At 73.4% G+C, this 14752-nt stretch carries 14 protein-coding genes; 8 read left to right on the top strand and 6 right to left on the bottom strand.

Annotated features, from left to right (window positions below; all coding sequences use genetic code 11):
* The first annotated feature begins 97 nt into the window (after positions 1-97).
* Positions 98-667, top strand: a complete 570-nt coding sequence (locus ACZ5WG_RS04525) for a PadR family transcriptional regulator (RefSeq protein ID WP_468720580.1) — start codon at positions 98-100, stop codon at positions 665-667.
* A complete protein-coding gene (locus tag ACZ5WG_RS04520) occupies positions 654-1445 on the top strand; it encodes an SGNH/GDSL hydrolase family protein (protein WP_468720579.1) in 792 nt (263 codons plus the stop codon). Before ACZ5WG_RS04525 ends, ACZ5WG_RS04520 begins: the two co-directional genes overlap by 14 nt.
* Positions 1446-1461: 16 nt before the next feature.
* Here the strand turns inward: ACZ5WG_RS04520 and ACZ5WG_RS04515 are convergent, their stop codons facing one another.
* From ACZ5WG_RS04515 to ACZ5WG_RS04505, 3 genes are all read right to left on the bottom strand, one after another.
* Positions 1462-2709 (bottom strand): low temperature requirement protein A, encoded by a 1248-nt coding sequence (locus ACZ5WG_RS04515; RefSeq protein WP_468720577.1) that lies wholly within the window; start codon positions 2707-2709, stop codon positions 1462-1464.
* 28 nt (positions 2710-2737) lie between these two features.
* A complete protein-coding gene (locus ACZ5WG_RS04510) occupies positions 2738-3445 on the bottom strand; it encodes an aspartate/glutamate racemase family protein (protein WP_468720576.1) in 708 nt (235 codons plus the stop codon).
* 216 nt (positions 3446-3661) lie between these two features.
* On the bottom strand, positions 3662-3853 hold the full coding sequence (locus ACZ5WG_RS04505) for a hypothetical protein (protein WP_053787543.1): 192 nt from the start codon (positions 3851-3853) through the stop codon (positions 3662-3664).
* Between the two features lie 215 nt (positions 3854-4068).
* Here ACZ5WG_RS04505 and ACZ5WG_RS04500 point away from each other — a divergent pair, with 215 nt between their 5' ends.
* Complete coding sequence (locus ACZ5WG_RS04500; RefSeq protein WP_468721424.1) at positions 4069-6399, top strand: HelD family protein; 2331 nt, start codon at positions 4069-4071, stop codon at positions 6397-6399.
* 28 nt (positions 6400-6427) lie between these two features.
* On the opposite strand, the gene ACZ5WG_RS04495 is transcribed toward ACZ5WG_RS04500, so the two are convergent.
* The gene (locus ACZ5WG_RS04495) at positions 6428-7282 is read right to left on the bottom strand and encodes an MmyB family transcriptional regulator (protein WP_468720574.1); all 855 of its coding nucleotides are present in this window, start codon (positions 7280-7282) and stop codon (positions 6428-6430) included.
* A gap of 100 nt (positions 7283-7382) precedes the next feature.
* Between ACZ5WG_RS04495 and ACZ5WG_RS04490 the strand changes: the two genes are divergently transcribed.
* The 4 genes from ACZ5WG_RS04490 (at position 7383) to ACZ5WG_RS04475 (ending at position 12654) form a co-directional block, all read left to right on the top strand.
* Positions 7383-8852: an MFS transporter gene (locus ACZ5WG_RS04490; RefSeq protein ID WP_468720572.1), complete on the top strand. Its 1470-nt coding sequence runs from the start codon at positions 7383-7385 to the stop codon at positions 8850-8852.
* Between the two features lie 134 nt (positions 8853-8986).
* The gene (locus ACZ5WG_RS04485) at positions 8987-10309 is read left to right on the top strand and encodes a cytochrome P450 (RefSeq protein WP_468720570.1); all 1323 of its coding nucleotides are present in this window, start codon (positions 8987-8989) and stop codon (positions 10307-10309) included.
* Positions 10310-10412: 103 nt separating this feature from the next.
* Complete coding sequence (locus ACZ5WG_RS04480; protein ID WP_468720569.1) at positions 10413-11027, top strand: TetR/AcrR family transcriptional regulator; 615 nt, start codon at positions 10413-10415, stop codon at positions 11025-11027.
* A complete protein-coding gene (locus tag ACZ5WG_RS04475) occupies positions 11011-12654 on the top strand; it encodes an isovaleryl-CoA dehydrogenase (protein WP_468720568.1) in 1644 nt (547 codons plus the stop codon). Before ACZ5WG_RS04480 ends, ACZ5WG_RS04475 begins: the two co-directional genes overlap by 17 nt.
* 101 nt (positions 12655-12755) lie before the next feature.
* On the opposite strand, the gene ACZ5WG_RS04470 is transcribed toward ACZ5WG_RS04475, so the two are convergent.
* Positions 12756-13277, bottom strand: a complete 522-nt coding sequence (locus ACZ5WG_RS04470) for a DUF3995 domain-containing protein (RefSeq protein WP_468720567.1) — start codon at positions 13275-13277, stop codon at positions 12756-12758.
* A 66-nt stretch (positions 13278-13343) separates the two neighbouring features.
* Here ACZ5WG_RS04470 and ACZ5WG_RS04465 point away from each other — a divergent pair, with 66 nt between their 5' ends.
* Positions 13344-13934, top strand: a complete 591-nt coding sequence (locus ACZ5WG_RS04465; RefSeq protein ID WP_468720566.1) for a TetR/AcrR family transcriptional regulator — start codon at positions 13344-13346, stop codon at positions 13932-13934.
* A 380-nt stretch (positions 13935-14314) separates the two neighbouring features.
* Here ACZ5WG_RS04465 and ACZ5WG_RS04460 read toward each other — a convergent pair whose 3' ends face one another.
* Positions 14315-14734, bottom strand: coding sequence for a nuclear transport factor 2 family protein (locus ACZ5WG_RS04460; RefSeq protein ID WP_468720564.1), 420 nt, complete (start codon positions 14732-14734; stop codon positions 14315-14317).
* Between the last annotated feature and the right edge of the window lie 18 nt (positions 14735-14752).

Below are 14752 nucleotides of genomic sequence, written 5' to 3'. Positions count from 1 at the left end.
ACTCATCAATATGATTAGTCAGTTTCTTGAGTATCATGCCGAGGGTGTCCGTGGACAGGGGCCACGAAGGAAACAGGGGCGAGGAGGAGGCGATCCGATGGCTTTGCGCCACGCCGTACTGGCGGCGCTGCTGGACGAGGAGCTGAGCGGGTACCAACTGGCCAAGGCGTTCGACCTCGGTGTGGCCAACTTCTGGCACGCGCTCCCGCAGCAGCTCTACGCGGAGCTGACCCGGCTGGAGAAGGACGGGCTGATCACGGGCCGGGAAGTGGTCCAGGACACCCGGCCCAACAAGCGACTGTTCACCGTCACCGGCGCCGGCCTCGCCGAGCTGGAGCTGTTCACCGCCTCCGCCGCCAAGCCCTCCTCCATCCGCGACGACCTGGTCGTCAAGGTCCAGGCCGCCGACCACGTCGACACCGAGACGCTCATCGCGCAGCTCACCGAGCGCGCCGCCTTCGCCCAGGCCAAGGCCGACCTGTTCACCGGTCTGCTGCGCACGATGCGCGGCGACCGCACCGAGGAGGACTTCCTGCTGCACGGCGACCGCGTCGGCCCCTATCTGACCTGCCTGCGCGGCCTCGCCTTCGAGCGGGGCAACCGCGACTGGTGCGCGCGTACGATCGCGGTCCTGCGGGAGCGGGAGGCGGCACGTGCCGGGCGCTGAGCAGCAGTACCTGCGTTACGTCGCCCTGGGCGACAGTCAGACCGAGGGCGTCGGCGACGGCGACGACACGACCGGGCTGCGCGGGCTGGCCGACCGTCTCGCCGAGCACCTCGCGCTCCACACTCCCGGCCTGCGGTACGCCAACCTTGCCGTCCGCGGGCGCCTCGCCGGGCAGGTCCGCGCCGAGCAGCTCGCACCGGCCCTTGCCCTGCGCCCGGACCTGGCCACCGTGGTCGCCGGGGTCAACGACATGCTGCGGCCGCGGTTCGACGCCGACGAGGTCGCCGGCCACCTCGAGGCGATGTTCGGGGCGCTCACCGCCCAGGGCGCCCGCGTCGCCACGGTGACCTTCCCGGACCTCGCGCGGATCACCCCGCTCGCCCGCCCGCTCACCCCGCGGGTGAGCGCCCTCAACGACCGGATCCGCGGGGCCGCCGGCCGCCACGGCGTGGTCGTCGTCGAGACGGGGCACCATCCCGTGGTCACCGACCCCCGCCTGTGGAGCGCCGACCGGCTGCATGCCAGCCCGCTCGGACACCAGCGGATCGCCGCCTCCCTCGCCCACGCCCTCGGCCTGCCGGGCAGCGACGACTCCTGGACGCACCCGCTGCCCCCGGACCGGGCGGCCCCGCCCACGGTCCTCGCCGAACTGCGCTGGGCCGCCGCGTTCCTGGGGCCCTGGCTGGGCCGCCGCCTGAGCGGCCGCTCCTCCGGCGACGCCCGTACCGCCAAGCGCCCGGACCTCCTCCCCGTGGAGCCGGCGACCGGCCTGGCATAGGGCGCTTCGGCGGGGGTTACGGCACGGGGGTGGCTGCCGCCGCGAGGCGGTGGCGCAGCATCTTGCGCGCGTACAGCAGGTGCACGATCGCCTCGGCGGCCAGCAGCAGGACGACCAGCCACGGCGTGAGCTGACCGGCGCCCCAGACGACGAGCAGCGGGATGCAGATGCCCGGAACGGCCCAGACGGCGACGGAGCCCGGCGGGCGGCCGTAGCGCAGCGCGATGCAGGCGTGGGCCGCGTGGTAGAGGGCCAGGCCGCCGGCCAGGGCCCACACCGCGCCGGCCGGCAGATGGGCGTGGCCGGCCTCTTCGACGGCGGTGGCCAGGCCCGCGGCCATGCACAGCACGCCCGCGGTCACGAAGAAGTGCAGGAAGCCGCCGATGTCGCGGGCGAGGAGGTAGGCCTGGTGGTCGTCGGCCTTGCCGAGCATCAGCTCGGCCGAGGTCGAGCCGAAGTCGAAGTACGACCACCAGAGCGCGGCGAGCAGCACGAAGCCGAGGACGCCCACGACCCCGGCCTGCAGGGTCCAGGTGTGGTCGGCGGAGGTCACCAGCGCGATCACGGATTCGCCGAGCACGATGATGACGAACAGCCCGACCCGCTCGACGATGTGCCCGGTGTCCAGGCGGGCGGGCATCCGGTGGCCGCGCGCGATCAGGAGCAGCGCCATCTCGGCGGCGATGAGCACGGCCCAGACCACGTACTGCCAGGGTGTGGGTACCGTGGCGGAGGCGGCCCACAGCAGGCCCGACGCCAGGCAGTAGGTCAGGGGGCGCCAGCGCGGGACGCGCAGGGGCTCGGGGTACTTGGTGGCAGGCCACCACAGCCCGAGCAGCACCAGCCGGGTGCCGGCGTACCCGAGGGCGTAGACGGACGCGCGGTCCGTGTCGGCCTCGGGCACGGAGGCGGCCATGACGGCGATGCAGAGCATGGCGGAGAGCATGAGCAGCCGGCGGCGTGGGCTGTTGTCCACGAAGATGTTCGCCGAGACCGTGAGGTTGATCCACAACCACCAGGGCGGGAAGTAGAGCGCCAGGAACACGGCGAAGTCGCGCAGGCCGGGATCGCCGTGCAGCTGGTGCGAGAGCTGGGCCGCGAGCGCGACGAAGACGAGGTCGAAGAAGAGTTCCAGCCAGTCGGCATGGCGCCCTTCGGTCGCGTGGCCGTCCGGGTCCGCGTTCGCGCCCGTCTGAGGTGTGCCCATGGGTCCGCCCGGGTCCGTGCCGCCGCCCTCGCGGCCGGCATCCTCGTATGAGATCACGGTATGGCCCACGGCGGACCGGTCGCCGTCAAGCCGATGGCCGAGGGGTCGACAGCGCCGCCTCGACGGCGGCTTCGGCGTGGATCCGGGCGGTGGGGAAGACCGGTACGGGGCTGTGCTCGGCGTCGATGAGCAGCTCGATCTCGGTGCAGCCCAGGATGATCCCCTGGGCGCCGGCGGCCACGAGTTCCTTGATGACCTGCTGGTAGGCGGCTCGCGACTCCTCGCGGACGAGGCCCAGGCACAGCTCCTCGTAGATCACCCGGTGCACGAGCGCACGCCCGCCGGCGTCCGGGACGCACACCTCGAGTCCGCCCGCCGCGAGTCGGCCACGGTAGAAGTCCTGCTCCATCGTGAACGCGGTTCCCAGGAGGCCGACCCGGCTCAGGCCCGCCGCCTTCACGGCTTCGGCGGTGGCGTCGGCGAGGTGCAGCAGGGGGACCGAGATGCCCGCCTGGACGCGGTCGGCGACCTTGTGCATGGTGTTCGTGCAGATGAGCACCAGGTCCGCACCGGCGGCTTCCAGCCGCTGGGCCGCTGCGGCCAGCACCTCGCCGGCCTCCGCCCACCGCCCCTCGGCCTGCAGCTGCTCGATCTCCGCGAAGTCCACCGAGTACAGCACGCAGCGGGCCGAATGCAGCCCCCCGAGCCGCTCACGGGTGAGCTCGTTCAACAGCCGGTAGTACTCGGCGGTCGACTCCCAGCTCATTCCTCCGAGCAGTCCGATCGTCTTCATGGCGGCACCCCTGAGCAGCTCGGGCGGCCCTTCGGCTGCGGCGCCGCCCTATCCATAAGCAGACACCGTAGCAGAGCTGCGTATCCATAAGGATTGCTTTGGGATGTCAGGGGCGAGGCGTTCACCGGAGATGCCTCCGCCGCCGGCGCGTGGACCTCCCATCGGTCCGGCGCCGCCGGCGGAAGCGTGGTTGTAGGCGGTTGATCACCCCCACTGTCAGGACTCGGCGGAGCCTTCCCGCATGACGTTTTGGAAGGCCGTCATGCATGGCCCGCAGTGGTGGTCCGTTTCGGCGTTGCCGCCCGGCTGGAGGGGGCGGCCGCACAGGGTGGCCCGGCGGTCACGGGCGACGACGTGCCATACGAGGCCAGGCCCTGTGGCCGCCTCACCGACCTGCATTTCATACATGAGAGTGCTCCATGTGGTGGACAGCTCTTGTGTCCACCAAAGCAGTGCACGGCGCCGAAAGCCTGACGGGTGAGCCGTCCGGGTGACATGCGGCCGTCCGCCGCGCCAGGGCATCCCCCCGACACCGGCAGCTCCCCGCAAAACGAAAAATACCCCGGGACCAATTGACGGTCGGGGTATTCGACTGCGTATATTTGATGTTTCACGCCCTGATGATGGCAGCGCGTGAAGAAGCTTTACGAGGACATCATATCGGGTCGGGAGTGGAATTGTCAACCGTGGAATTCCGTAATGAGCAGCAATTCATCGACGAGCTCTATGCGCGCCTCGACGACCTGCGTGACCAGGCCGAACATGCCGTCCAGCGGGCACTGGCCGCGACGGGGAGCGGGCTTCAGGCGCGCCTGGAGCGGGATGTTCTCGTCGCCGAGCAGTCCGGTCTGCTTTCCGCACTGAACGCGGGCGAGAACGGTCTGTGTTTCGGCCGGCTCGAGTTCTCCGGCGGAGAGGACCACCACATCGGCCGTATCGGAATCAGGCAGGACGACGCCGACCGCACGCCCCTCGTCCTCGACTGGCGGGCCGAGGTCGCACGCCCGTTCTACCTCGCCACCGGGCACTTCCCCATGGGCCTGCGCCGACGCCGCCACATCACCACCCGCGGACGGGAGGTCACCGCCCTCCACGACGAGATCCTCGACCTCGCCGACACCGAGCGCACGGGCCACGAGGGGGCCGACGCGGACGCCGTCCTGCTCGCCGCGCTCGACGCCGCCCGCACGGGCCGCATGCACGACATCGTGCAGACCATCCAGGCCGAGCAGGACCACATCATCCGCTCGCCCCACCACGGGGTACTCGTGGTGGAGGGCGGCCCGGGAACCGGGAAGACGGCCGTCGCCCTGCACCGGGCCGCCTACCTCCTCTACGAGCACCGGGAGCTGCTCGCCAAGCGCGGCGTGCTGATCGTCGGCCCCAACCCGGCGTTCCTCGGCTACATCGGCGAGGTGCTGCCCGCCCTCGGCGAGACCGGCGTCCTGCTCGCCACCCTCGGCGAGCTGTTCCCCGGCGTCCGGGCGTCCGGAACCGACCGGCCCGGCGCCGCCGCCGTGAAGGGCCGCGCGGAGATGGCCGAGGTCCTCGCGCGCGTCGTACGCGACCGGCAGGCGCTGCCGGAGACCGTACCCGCGGGCAGCGGCGAGGACAGCGCGGTGCTCCCGGAACCGGCCGTGGAGATCGACCACGACGACTACGGCACCCTGCTGCTGGACCGGACCATGGCGCACGAGGCCCGGGACCGGGCGCGCGCCACCGGGCTGCCCCACAACCTGGCCCGCCCGTACTTCGCGTTCCGCGTCATCGACGCACTCACGGAGCAGCTCGCCGACCGGCTCGGCGCGGATCCGTACGGCGGCCCCAACCTGCTGGGACCCGACGACATCGCACAGCTCGGCAAGGAGATCGCCACCAGCGCCGAGGTGCACGCCGCGATCGACGGCCTCTGGCCGCCCCTCACGCCCCGGCAGCTGATCGCCGGCTTCCTCGCCGATCCCACCCATCTCCCCGCCCACGAAGCCGAGCTGATCCGGCGCACGGCGGACGACTGGACGCCCGCCGACATCCCGCTGCTGGACGAGGCCGCCGAGCTGCTCGGCGTGGACGACAGCGCACAGCGCGCCGCCGAGGAGCGGGAGCGGCAGGAGCGCATCGCGTACGCGCAGGGCGTCCTGGACCTGTCGCAGGGGTCCGAGAGTTACGAGTTCGAGGACATGGAGAACGAGTTCCTCGCCGCGCACGACATCATCGACGCCGAGCGGATGGCGGAGCGGCACGAGGAGGCCGACCACCGCAGTGCGGCCGAGCGGGCCGCCGCCGACCGCACCTGGACCTTCGGGCACGTCATCGTGGACGAGGCGCAGGAACTGTCCGAGATGGCCTGGCGGTTGCTGATGCGGCGCTGCCCCACCCGCTCCATGACGCTGGTGGGCGACCCGGCCCAGACCGGCGACGAGGCCGGCTGTGGATCGTGGAAGCGGATCCTGGACCCGTACGTCGGGGACCGCTTCGAGCTGGTGCGCCTCGGCGTCAACTACCGTACGCCCGCGGAGATCATGGACGTCGCGGCCGCCGTGCTCCGGGCCCGCCACCCCGGATTCGAGCCGCCGAGCTCGGTGCGCTCCACGGGGCAGCGGCCCTGGGTGCGGGCGACGGACGACCTCGCCCGCACGGTCTCGGAAGCGGTGCGCAGCGGCGCCCCGGCCGAGGGCCGGGGCGGCCGGCTGGCCGTGATCGCCCCGCGTCCGCTCCACGAGGCGCTGGCGGCCGGGCTGCCCGGCGTACGGGCGGGCGGGGAGCCGGACCTGACCCGTACCGTCGTCCTGCTGGACCCGCGCCAGGCCAAGGGGCTGGAGTTCGACTCGGTGATCGTCGTGGAGCCCGCGGACCACGAGCCGAGCGACCTCTATGTCGCCCTGACCCGGGCCACCCAGACCCTCGGCGTGGTCCACACGGGCCGGCTGCCGGAGGGGCTGGCCGAGCAGCCGTAGCCGCGGGCGCCGGGGCCGGCGGGGTGCCTCAGGCCATGGCGGGCTCGAGGTGTTCCAGCTGCTCCAGGCGGGCGCGGCTCTCCTCGTCGACCGGCACCATCGTCACCAGCCGGGGGCCCGCCGCCGGCCCGAGCCACAGATTGGTGTGCTCCAGGTGCAGCAGACCGACGTGCGCATTGCGGATGTACTTCGTCCTGCCGCCCTGGCCCACCACCTCGTGCCGGGCCCACACCTCCCGGAACTCCGCCGACTCCGCCTCCAGCCGCGCCAGCAGGGCCTTCCAGGCCGGCTCGGCGAGGTGCTCCGCCATGGCCGCCCGGAATTTCGCGGCGATGTTGCGGTTCACCTCGCCGACGTCGACGAAGGAGGCCCGCCAGTCCGCGTTGGTGAAGGCCAGCCACAGGCAGTTGCGGTCCTCGGGCGGCAGCGCGTCCAGGTCGCACAGCAGCCGTCCGTACGTCGCGTTGTACGCGAGGATGTCGTACCGGCTGTTCTGGATGCATGCCGGGATCGGCCCGAGCCGGTCGAGCATCGCCCGCAGTGCCGGGGTCACGCTCGGGCACGGCGCGTGCGGGGCCGGATCGAGGCTGCCGGCCAGCGCGAACAGGTGCATACGCTCACTGGAGTCCAGCAGCAGGGCGCGCGCCAGCGCGTCCAGGACCTGCGGGGAGACCTGGATCTCGCGGGCCTGCTCCAGCCAGGTGTACCAGGTGACACCGACGGCGGAGAGCTGCGCGACCTCCTCGCGGCGCAGCCCCGGGGTGCGCCGGCGGCGCCCGCGCGGCAGCCCCACCTGCTCGGGGGTGATCCGTTCCCGGCGGCTGCGCAGGAATTCGGCCAGCTCGTGCCGGCGTACGTCGCTTTCCGGGGCCACAGTGGTCATGGAACCAGGGTGCCGCACCGCCCATCCCGTTGCCAGGTACTCCTGGTACCAGGATAAGGAGACTCTGGTACCAGGCTGAGTGGAGGGCGATCGTTTCGGTGTGAGTGAAGCAACCGTACGCACCCCCCGCCCCTCCCCGTCCGCCCCGACGGGCCGCCCGGCCTCCGGTCCGGCCCCTGGGCCCGCCCCCGCGGCGATCGGCCCGCTCGGGCTGTTCACCGTGCTGCTGGGCGCGGCCCTGCCCCTGATCGACTTCTTCATCGTCAACGTGGCGCTGCCCGCCATCGACAGCGACCTCGCGGCCGGCCCCGCCACGCTGGAACTGATCGTCGGCGGCTACGGCGTCGCGTACGCCGTCCTCCTCGTCCTCGGCGGCCGCCTCGGCGACATGGCCGGACGGCGCCGGCTCTTCCTGATCGGCATGGCGGCCTTCGGCGTCACCTCGCTCGCCTGCGGCGTCGCACCCACGGCCTGGACCCTGGTCGGGGCGCGCGTGGCACAGGGCGCGGCGGCCGCGCTGATGCTCCCGCAGGTGCTGGCCACCATCCAGGCCACCACGCAGGGCCCGCGCCGGGCGCGGGCGATGAGCCTGTACGGGGCCACCGCCGGGCTGTCCATGGTCGCCGGGCAGATCCTGGGCGGCGTCCTGGTCGCCGCCGACGTCGCCGGCTCCGGCTGGCGCTCGGTGTTCCTGGTCAACGTGCCGGTGGTGATCCTCGGGCTGGTGCTCGCCGTCCGGGCCGTTCCGGAGACCCGCTCGGACCGCCCGGCCTCGGTCGACGTCCCGGGGACGCTGCTGCTCGGCCTGTCCCTGATGTCCCTGCTGCTGCCGCTGACCGAGGGCCGGGCCGCCGGCTGGCCGCTGTGGACGTGGGTGTCGCTCGCGGTCTTCCCGTTCGCCGCCACGGCCTTCTACCTGACCGAGCGCCGCGCCGACCGGCTCGGACGCACCCCGCTCGTGCCGCCGAGCCTGCTGCGCCTGCAGTCGCTGCGGCGGGGGCTGGTCCTGGTGGTGCCGTTCTCGATCGGCTTCAGCGGATTCATGTTCGTCATCGCGGTGGTGCTGCAGCAGGGCCTGAGCATGGGGCCGGTGGCGGCGGGGCTCGCGCTCGTGCCGATGGCGCTGGCCTTCTTCGCGGCTTCCCTCGCCGGGCCGCGGCTGGTCGGCCGGTTCGGCAGCCGGGTCGTCACCGCGGGCGGCGTCCTCCAGGCCGTCGGCGTCGCCCTGATCCTCCTCGCGTTCCTGCGCGGCTGGCCGGACCTCGGGATCGGCGCACTCGCTCCGGGCGTGGCCGTCGCCGGTCTCGGCCAGGGGCTCCAACTGCCGGTGCTGATGCGGCTGATGCTCTCGGACGTACCGGCCGACCGGGCCGGTGTGGGCGGCGGGGTCATGATCACCACCCAGCAGTCCGCGCTCGCCCTCGGCGTCGCGACCCTGGGCAGCCTCTTCCTGGCGCTCGCCCCGACGATGGGCATGCGGGACGCGCTCGCCGTCACGCTGCTGGTGCAGCTCGGCATGGTCGCTCTGACGGTGCTGCTGAGCCTGCGCCTGCCGCGGATCATGCGCTGAACCGTATGCCGGGCCGGGCCGGGCCGGTGCCGGCTTCGGCGGCGGGCTGTCACGGGGCACGTCCGCTCGCGTACAGTCCGTGATGCCAACACTGCGTCAGGGACCAGGACCAGCGGTCGAACAGGAGAAGACCCGTGGCCACCGAAGCCGGCTTCGACCCTCGCCCGTACGCCTCCCGCACGGGTCGGCCGGTCCCCGAGCTGGATTCCGGCCTCGTGGAGCAGTGGCGCTCCGACCGGGCCGAACTGGTCGATCTGCTGACCGTGGTGCGCGAACGGCTCGGCGGCGTCGGCGCGTTCCGCCTCGGCCCGGACCCCACCGTCCTGGTCACCGACCCCCAGGCGGTCCAGCACGTGCTGGCCCTGCACCCGGACCGGTACGTCAAGCGCTCCCACCGCGCCCGCCTGCTGATCGGTGACGGCGTGCTCGCCGCCACCGGCGAAGCCTGGAAGCGCCAACGGCGCCTGCTGCAGTCCCAGTTCACCGGTACCGGGATGCGCCGCTACGAGCAGCGGATCACGGAGGCGGCCCGGGTCACCGCCGAGCGCTGGGCCGGGTACGCCCGGACCGGGCAGACGCTCGACGTCGGCCGGGAGATGCGCAGCTTCGCCCTGGACACCATCTGGCGCTCCCTCACCGGGCATCCCCTCGACGCCGCCACCGAGCGCGAACTGAACTCCGTGGCCACCGTGGTGGCCGCCCTGCCGACGCTGCCGGCCGACGCCGGCGACGCCCGGGACGCCGTCGCCGGGGACCTCGCCAGGATCGACGCCGTCGCGCACCACGCCATCGGGGCGGCCCGCGGCGGCGATGCCGGGCCCGACGGCCCGGGCCTCCTGCACATCCTGCTCGGCGCGGCCGCCGAGCGCCCCGAGTACACCGACCGCCTGATCCGCGACGAGCTGATCACGCTGCTCGTCGCCGGCCACGAAACCACCGCCACCACCCTGACCTGGCTCTACCTGCTTCTCGACCGCCACCCTGCGGCCCGCGAACAGGCCCTCGCCGCAGGCGCCCCGGGCTCGGCGGAACGCCGCCGGGCCGTCCAGGCCCTGGTCCACGAGACCCTCCGGCTCTACCCGTCCGCCTGGATCCTGCCCCGGTACGCCGCCGAGGAGGACACCCTGGCCGGCTACGCCGTCGAAGCGGGCTCCGACGTGGTGGTCTGCCCGTACCTCACGCACCGCGACCCCGAACTGTGGCCGGACCCCGAGCACTTCGACCCCCGTCGCTTCACCAACCCGGACGGCCGCCCGACCCACCCCGGCGCCTATCTCCCCTTCGGCATCGGCCCGCGCGCCTGCCTCGGCCTGCAGTTCGCCCTCCGCGAGTCGACCGTCCTCCTCGAACACCTGCTGCCCGCCCACGTCCCGGCGTTCCACTCCGTCCCCACGAAGGCCGCGTACAGCATCACCGTCCGCCCCGACGGCCCCACCCCGGCGACCCTCTCCTCGTAGAGCCTCTCCTCCGTACCCCGCCCGGCCCGCGACGCCCGGCTGTCCTCCTCCCTGAGGCGGCCGGGTCTGGCGTGAAGCAGTGAATCGGTGCTTCAATTCTTCCATGCCCTACCGTCGCCCCCCAGCCGTACAGGCCCGCCTCGACGCCCGGCGCGACCAGGTGCTCGAGGCCGCCGTTCACCTGCTCTCGCGTGAGGGCTACAGCGGCTGCTCGGTCGCCGCGATCGCGGCCGAAGCCGGAATCTCCACCGGCAGCGTGTACCAGTCGTTCTCCGGGAAGTCCGAGCTGGCCGCCGCCCTCTTCCGGACCTTGGTGGCCCGCGAGCTGGAGGCGGTGGCCGCTGCGACGGACCGCCCGGGCGGCGCGGCGCAGCGGGTGGCCGCCGCCGTCGAGACCTTCGCGTACCGTGCGCTGCAGGCGCCGCGCCGGGCCTTCGCCCTGCTCGCGGAGCCCGCAGACCCCGCCGTCGACACCGAACGCCTCGTCTTCCGCCGGGCGTTCCGCGACGTGTACGCCGAACAGATCGCCGCGGGCGTGGCCTCCGGAGAACTCCCGCCGCAATCGCCCGAGTTGACTGCTGCCGCACTGGTCGGCGCAATCGCCGAAGCACTCGTCGGCCCGCTGGCCGACGGGGACGCGGCCCCCGGGGACGTCATCCCCGGCCTGATCACCTTCACCCTGCGTGCCCTTGGAGGACACGATGCCGCAGACGCATGAGGTCACCAACCAGGTGCCCCCGCACCACGGTTACGACGCGGCCGCCGACCCGGCACTGCTGGAGGCGGTCGCCCGCGAGGGCGCCGCATGGGCGCTACCCGAGATCCACCGCCTCGGCGCCCTCGCCGGTACCGAACAGGCCGCGGAGTGGGGCCGCGTGGTCAACGAGAACCCGCCGGTGCTGCGCACCCACGACCGCTACGGCCACCGCGTCGACGAGGTGGAGTTCCACCCGTACTGGCACGAGCTGATGGGCACCGCCGTCTCCCACGGGCTGCACGCCGCGCCCTGGGCGGACGACCGGGCCGGAGCGCATGTCGCGCGGGCCGCGAAGTTCCTCGTCTGGGGCCAGGTCGAGGCGGGCCACTCCTGCCCGGTGTCCATGACCTACGCCGCGGTACCCGCGCTGCGCACGACCCCGGACCTCGCCGGGTGGCTGGAGCCGCTGCTCGCCTCCCGCACGTACGACTTCGGACTCCGCCGGCCGGACACCAAGCAGGGCCTGATCGCGGGCATGTCGATGACCGAGAAGCAGGGCGGCTCCGACGTACGCGCCAACACCACGACGGCGGTCCCGGCCCCGGACGGCACTTACCGGCTGACCGGGCACAAGTGGTTCACCTCCGCGCCCATGTCGGACGTCTTCCTGACCCTGGCGCAGGCTCCGGGAGGGCTGACCTGCTTCCTGCTGCCGCGGGTGCTGCCGGACGGCAGCCGGAACCGCCTGCTGCTGCAGCGGCTCAAGGACAAGCTCGGCAACCGGTCCAACGCCTCCGCCGAGATCGAGTACGACGAGGCCTTCGGCTGGCTGGTGGGGGAGGAGGGGCGCGGCGTCGCGACCATCATCGAGATGGTCAACATGACCCGCCTCGACTGCGTGCTCGGCGGGGCGTCCGGCATGCGGCTCGGAGTCATCCGCGCCGTCCACCACGCCACCCACCGGCGGGCGTTCGGCAAGGCGCTGATCGACCAGCCCCTGATGCGCAACGTCCTCGCGGACCTCGCCCTCGAATCCGAGGCGGCGACCGCCGTCGCCCTGCGCCTCGCGGGCGCCACGGACCGGGTCGCCCAGGGCAACCAGGACGAGGCGCTGCTGCGCCGGCTGGGGCTGGCCGTCACCAAGTACTGGGTCTGCAAGCGCGCCCCCGGGCATGCCGCCGAAGCCCTCGAATGCCTGGGCGGCAACGGGTACATCGAGGACTCCGGCATGCCGCGGCTCTACCGGGAGGCCCCTCTGTCGTCGATCTGGGAGGGCTCCGGCAACGTCGCCGCCCTGGACTCGCTGCGGGCCATGGCCCGGCAGCCCGAGACGGTCGAGGCCTTCTTCGAGGAGGTCGGTCGGGCGGCCGGCGCCGACCGGTATCTGGACGCGGCGGTGGCCGGTCTCCAGAAGCAGCTGGCCGACACCGTCGAAGCCGAGTACAGGGCCCGGCGGCTCACGGAGACGATGGCCCTGGTCTTCCAGGCGTCGCTGCTGCTGCGCCACGCCCCGGGGGCGGTGGCCGAGGCCTTCTGCGCCTCCCGCCTGGGCGGCGAGCACGGCGGTGCGTACGGCACCCTCCCGACGGGCGTGGACACGGAAACCATCCTCGCCCGAGCCAGGACCACGGCCGCGTCGGCCGCCTGAGGCCGGTGCGCTGACCGGCGCTGCCGTGTGGGCCGCGGGCAGGTCCTGCCGGACGTGGCAGGCTCTGCCCACAGGCCGTTCGTGGCGGGGGCGGTCCCCCGTCAGGTGCGACGGCGCCGGGTGCGCAGGGCCACGTAGCCGGTGAGCCCGCCCAGTGCGACGCACAGCGGGGAGTACAGCAGCAGGTCCCAGTGGCGGAACTCGGGCGGCGCGGATCCCAGGCCGAGCCCCGAAGCCGCCAGACCGCCGAGCCCGCGTACCGCCAGTACTCCGGACACCGCCCACAGCCCGGCCCGCACGGGCCGCGACCGGCCGAACCGGCCCGTCGGCCGGGCGCCGGTCACCACCAGCCCGGCGGCGGCGCCCAGCAGGCCCGCCACGGCGAGCGTCAGCGGCGCGGACGGCAGCTGTGCCTCCTCCACGCCGACCACCACGGCCGCGAATTCGGCCCGGGAGCCCAGCGGCCACGGGGAGAACACCCACACCGCGTGCAGGGCCCCCGCCGCGAGCAGCCCCCCGGCCGCGGCCGCCGCCGCAGCGCGTACCGAGGCCCCCGCCCGCTCCGTACGGACCTCCGCGTTCCCGTCTTCCGCCGTACCGGCACCTCTGGTCATGGCGCTCATGCCGTCACCCCTCTCCCCAGTTCCATACACCTCTGTATGGATGTTCCGTACAGTACTGTACGGAACATGGCCAAGGGGAGAGTCACCAAGGACGACTGGACGATGGCGGCGCTGCGCGCGTTGGCCCGGGGCGGGCTGTCTGCGGTGGCGGTGGACGTACTGGCCCGCGAACTCGCGGTCTCGCGCGGCAGTTTCTACTGGCACTTCGAGAACCGGGAGGCGCTGCTCGTGGCGGCCCTGGAGGCGTGGGAGCGGCACGCCACCGCGGAGGTCATCACCGCTGTCCGGCAGGAGGGCGATCCGTGGAAGCGGGCGCGGGCACTGTTCGCGGTCGCGCTCGGCACCGAGGAGATCGCCGGGCTGGAACCGGCCCTCGTCGCGCACACCGCGCACCCGGCGGTCGCCGAGGTCGTCGCCCGGGTCACCCGGACCCGGCTCGACTTCCTGGCCGAGATCTTCGGGGGACTGGGCTTCGGGGCGCAGGAGTCCCGCCACCGCGCCCTCGCCGGGTACGCCGCCTACCTCGGCTGGCTGGAACTGCGCCGGACCGCCCCCGACACGGCCCCCGAGGCGCTGCCGGAAGCCCCGGGCGCGGAGGCGGCCCTCGACCACCTGATCGGCATGATCCTGACACCGCCGCAGGCGCCCGCCCCGTAGGGCGCCCGGCAGCACCCCGCCGTCGGCACGGCCGGGTACGCGCGGCGTTCCTCCGCCCCCGGGGGCGGAGCCGACCGCGCGGTCGGGCAACGCCACTGCACGGATGGACTCGTTGCGGGGCGGGGGCCGTCGGCGGTGCGCAGGGGCCGGGGTGGCTCCCGTCCGGGCGGGGAGTTCCGGTGGAACGGCGCGCCGACGGGCCCACCGGCCGACTCCGGTCGCGCGAAGGCCGCCCACCGCGATCCGGAGCCGGCTCCGGACGGCACCCGGGGCCGCCGCGACGGGCATGGGCCCGCTAGGGCCTGTCTGACAATTCGCGTCGGATCAGGCCGGGCGAGCCGGACCCGAAGGGAAGGGGCAGACAGGCCCCAGGGCGGACCCTACGGCCGGGCCGTCCCGTCCGGCACCGGCGTGGCCTGGTGGTAGTAGAGCCGGAATTCCCCGGCGGCGTCGCGGCGCCAGATCGACGAACGGCGGGCCTGTCGGTCCTCGATGCGGGTCTCGTAGGTGAGGTGAACGATCCCGGGGGCGAGGACCGTACCCTCGAAGTGCTCTGCGGTGATGGGGGTGCTGTTCTCGGCGCCGCCGTGGAGCGTGGGCAGGGCGGCGACCATCTCCGCATGCGTCCACCGCCGCCCGGAGGCGCCGACCTCGATGAAATCGGGGTCGAAGAGGGCTTCGGCGAGGGGGCCGGAGAGGCGGACGGAGGGGTCGTGGAGGCGTCGCTCCCGGACGATCGCCTCGGTGACGTCCGGATGCTGCGGGAGCGCCTCGGGCGCGTGCCGATCGTTCTGGATCATGGCGACATGATGCACGGT

The organism is Streptomyces sp. NPDC032745 (assembly GCF_055579465.1).
This window is presented reverse-complemented; position numbering and strand designations above follow the sequence as displayed.

Bases quoted from the DNA above. Each gene is read 5' to 3' on its own strand.
- ACZ5WG_RS04525 (WP_468720580.1), top strand. From the start codon at position 98: ATGGCTTTGCGCCACGCCGTACTGGCGGCGCTGCTGGACGAGGAGCTG.
- ACZ5WG_RS04510 (WP_468720576.1), bottom strand. From the start codon at position 3,445: ATGAAGACGATCGGACTGCTCGGAGGAATGAGCTGGGAGTCGACCGCC.
- ACZ5WG_RS04505 (WP_053787543.1), bottom strand. From the start codon at position 3,853: ATGTATGAAATGCAGGTCGGTGAGGCGGCCACAGGGCCTGGCCTCGTA.
- ACZ5WG_RS04500 (WP_468721424.1), top strand. From the start codon at position 4,069: ATGGCAGCGCGTGAAGAAGCTTTACGAGGACATCATATCGGGTCGGGA.
- ACZ5WG_RS04495 (WP_468720574.1), bottom strand. From the start codon at position 7,282: ATGACCACTGTGGCCCCGGAAAGCGACGTACGCCGGCACGAGCTGGCC.
- ACZ5WG_RS04480 (WP_468720569.1), top strand. From the start codon at position 10,413: ATGCCCTACCGTCGCCCCCCAGCCGTACAGGCCCGCCTCGACGCCCGG.
- ACZ5WG_RS04475 (WP_468720568.1), top strand. From the start codon at position 11,011: ATGCCGCAGACGCATGAGGTCACCAACCAGGTGCCCCCGCACCACGGT.
- ACZ5WG_RS04470 (WP_468720567.1), bottom strand. From the start codon at position 13,277: ATGAGCGCCATGACCAGAGGTGCCGGTACGGCGGAAGACGGGAACGCG.
- ACZ5WG_RS04465 (WP_468720566.1), top strand. From the start codon at position 13,344: ATGGCCAAGGGGAGAGTCACCAAGGACGACTGGACGATGGCGGCGCTG.
- ACZ5WG_RS04460 (WP_468720564.1), bottom strand. From the start codon at position 14,734: ATGATCCAGAACGATCGGCACGCGCCCGAGGCGCTCCCGCAGCATCCG.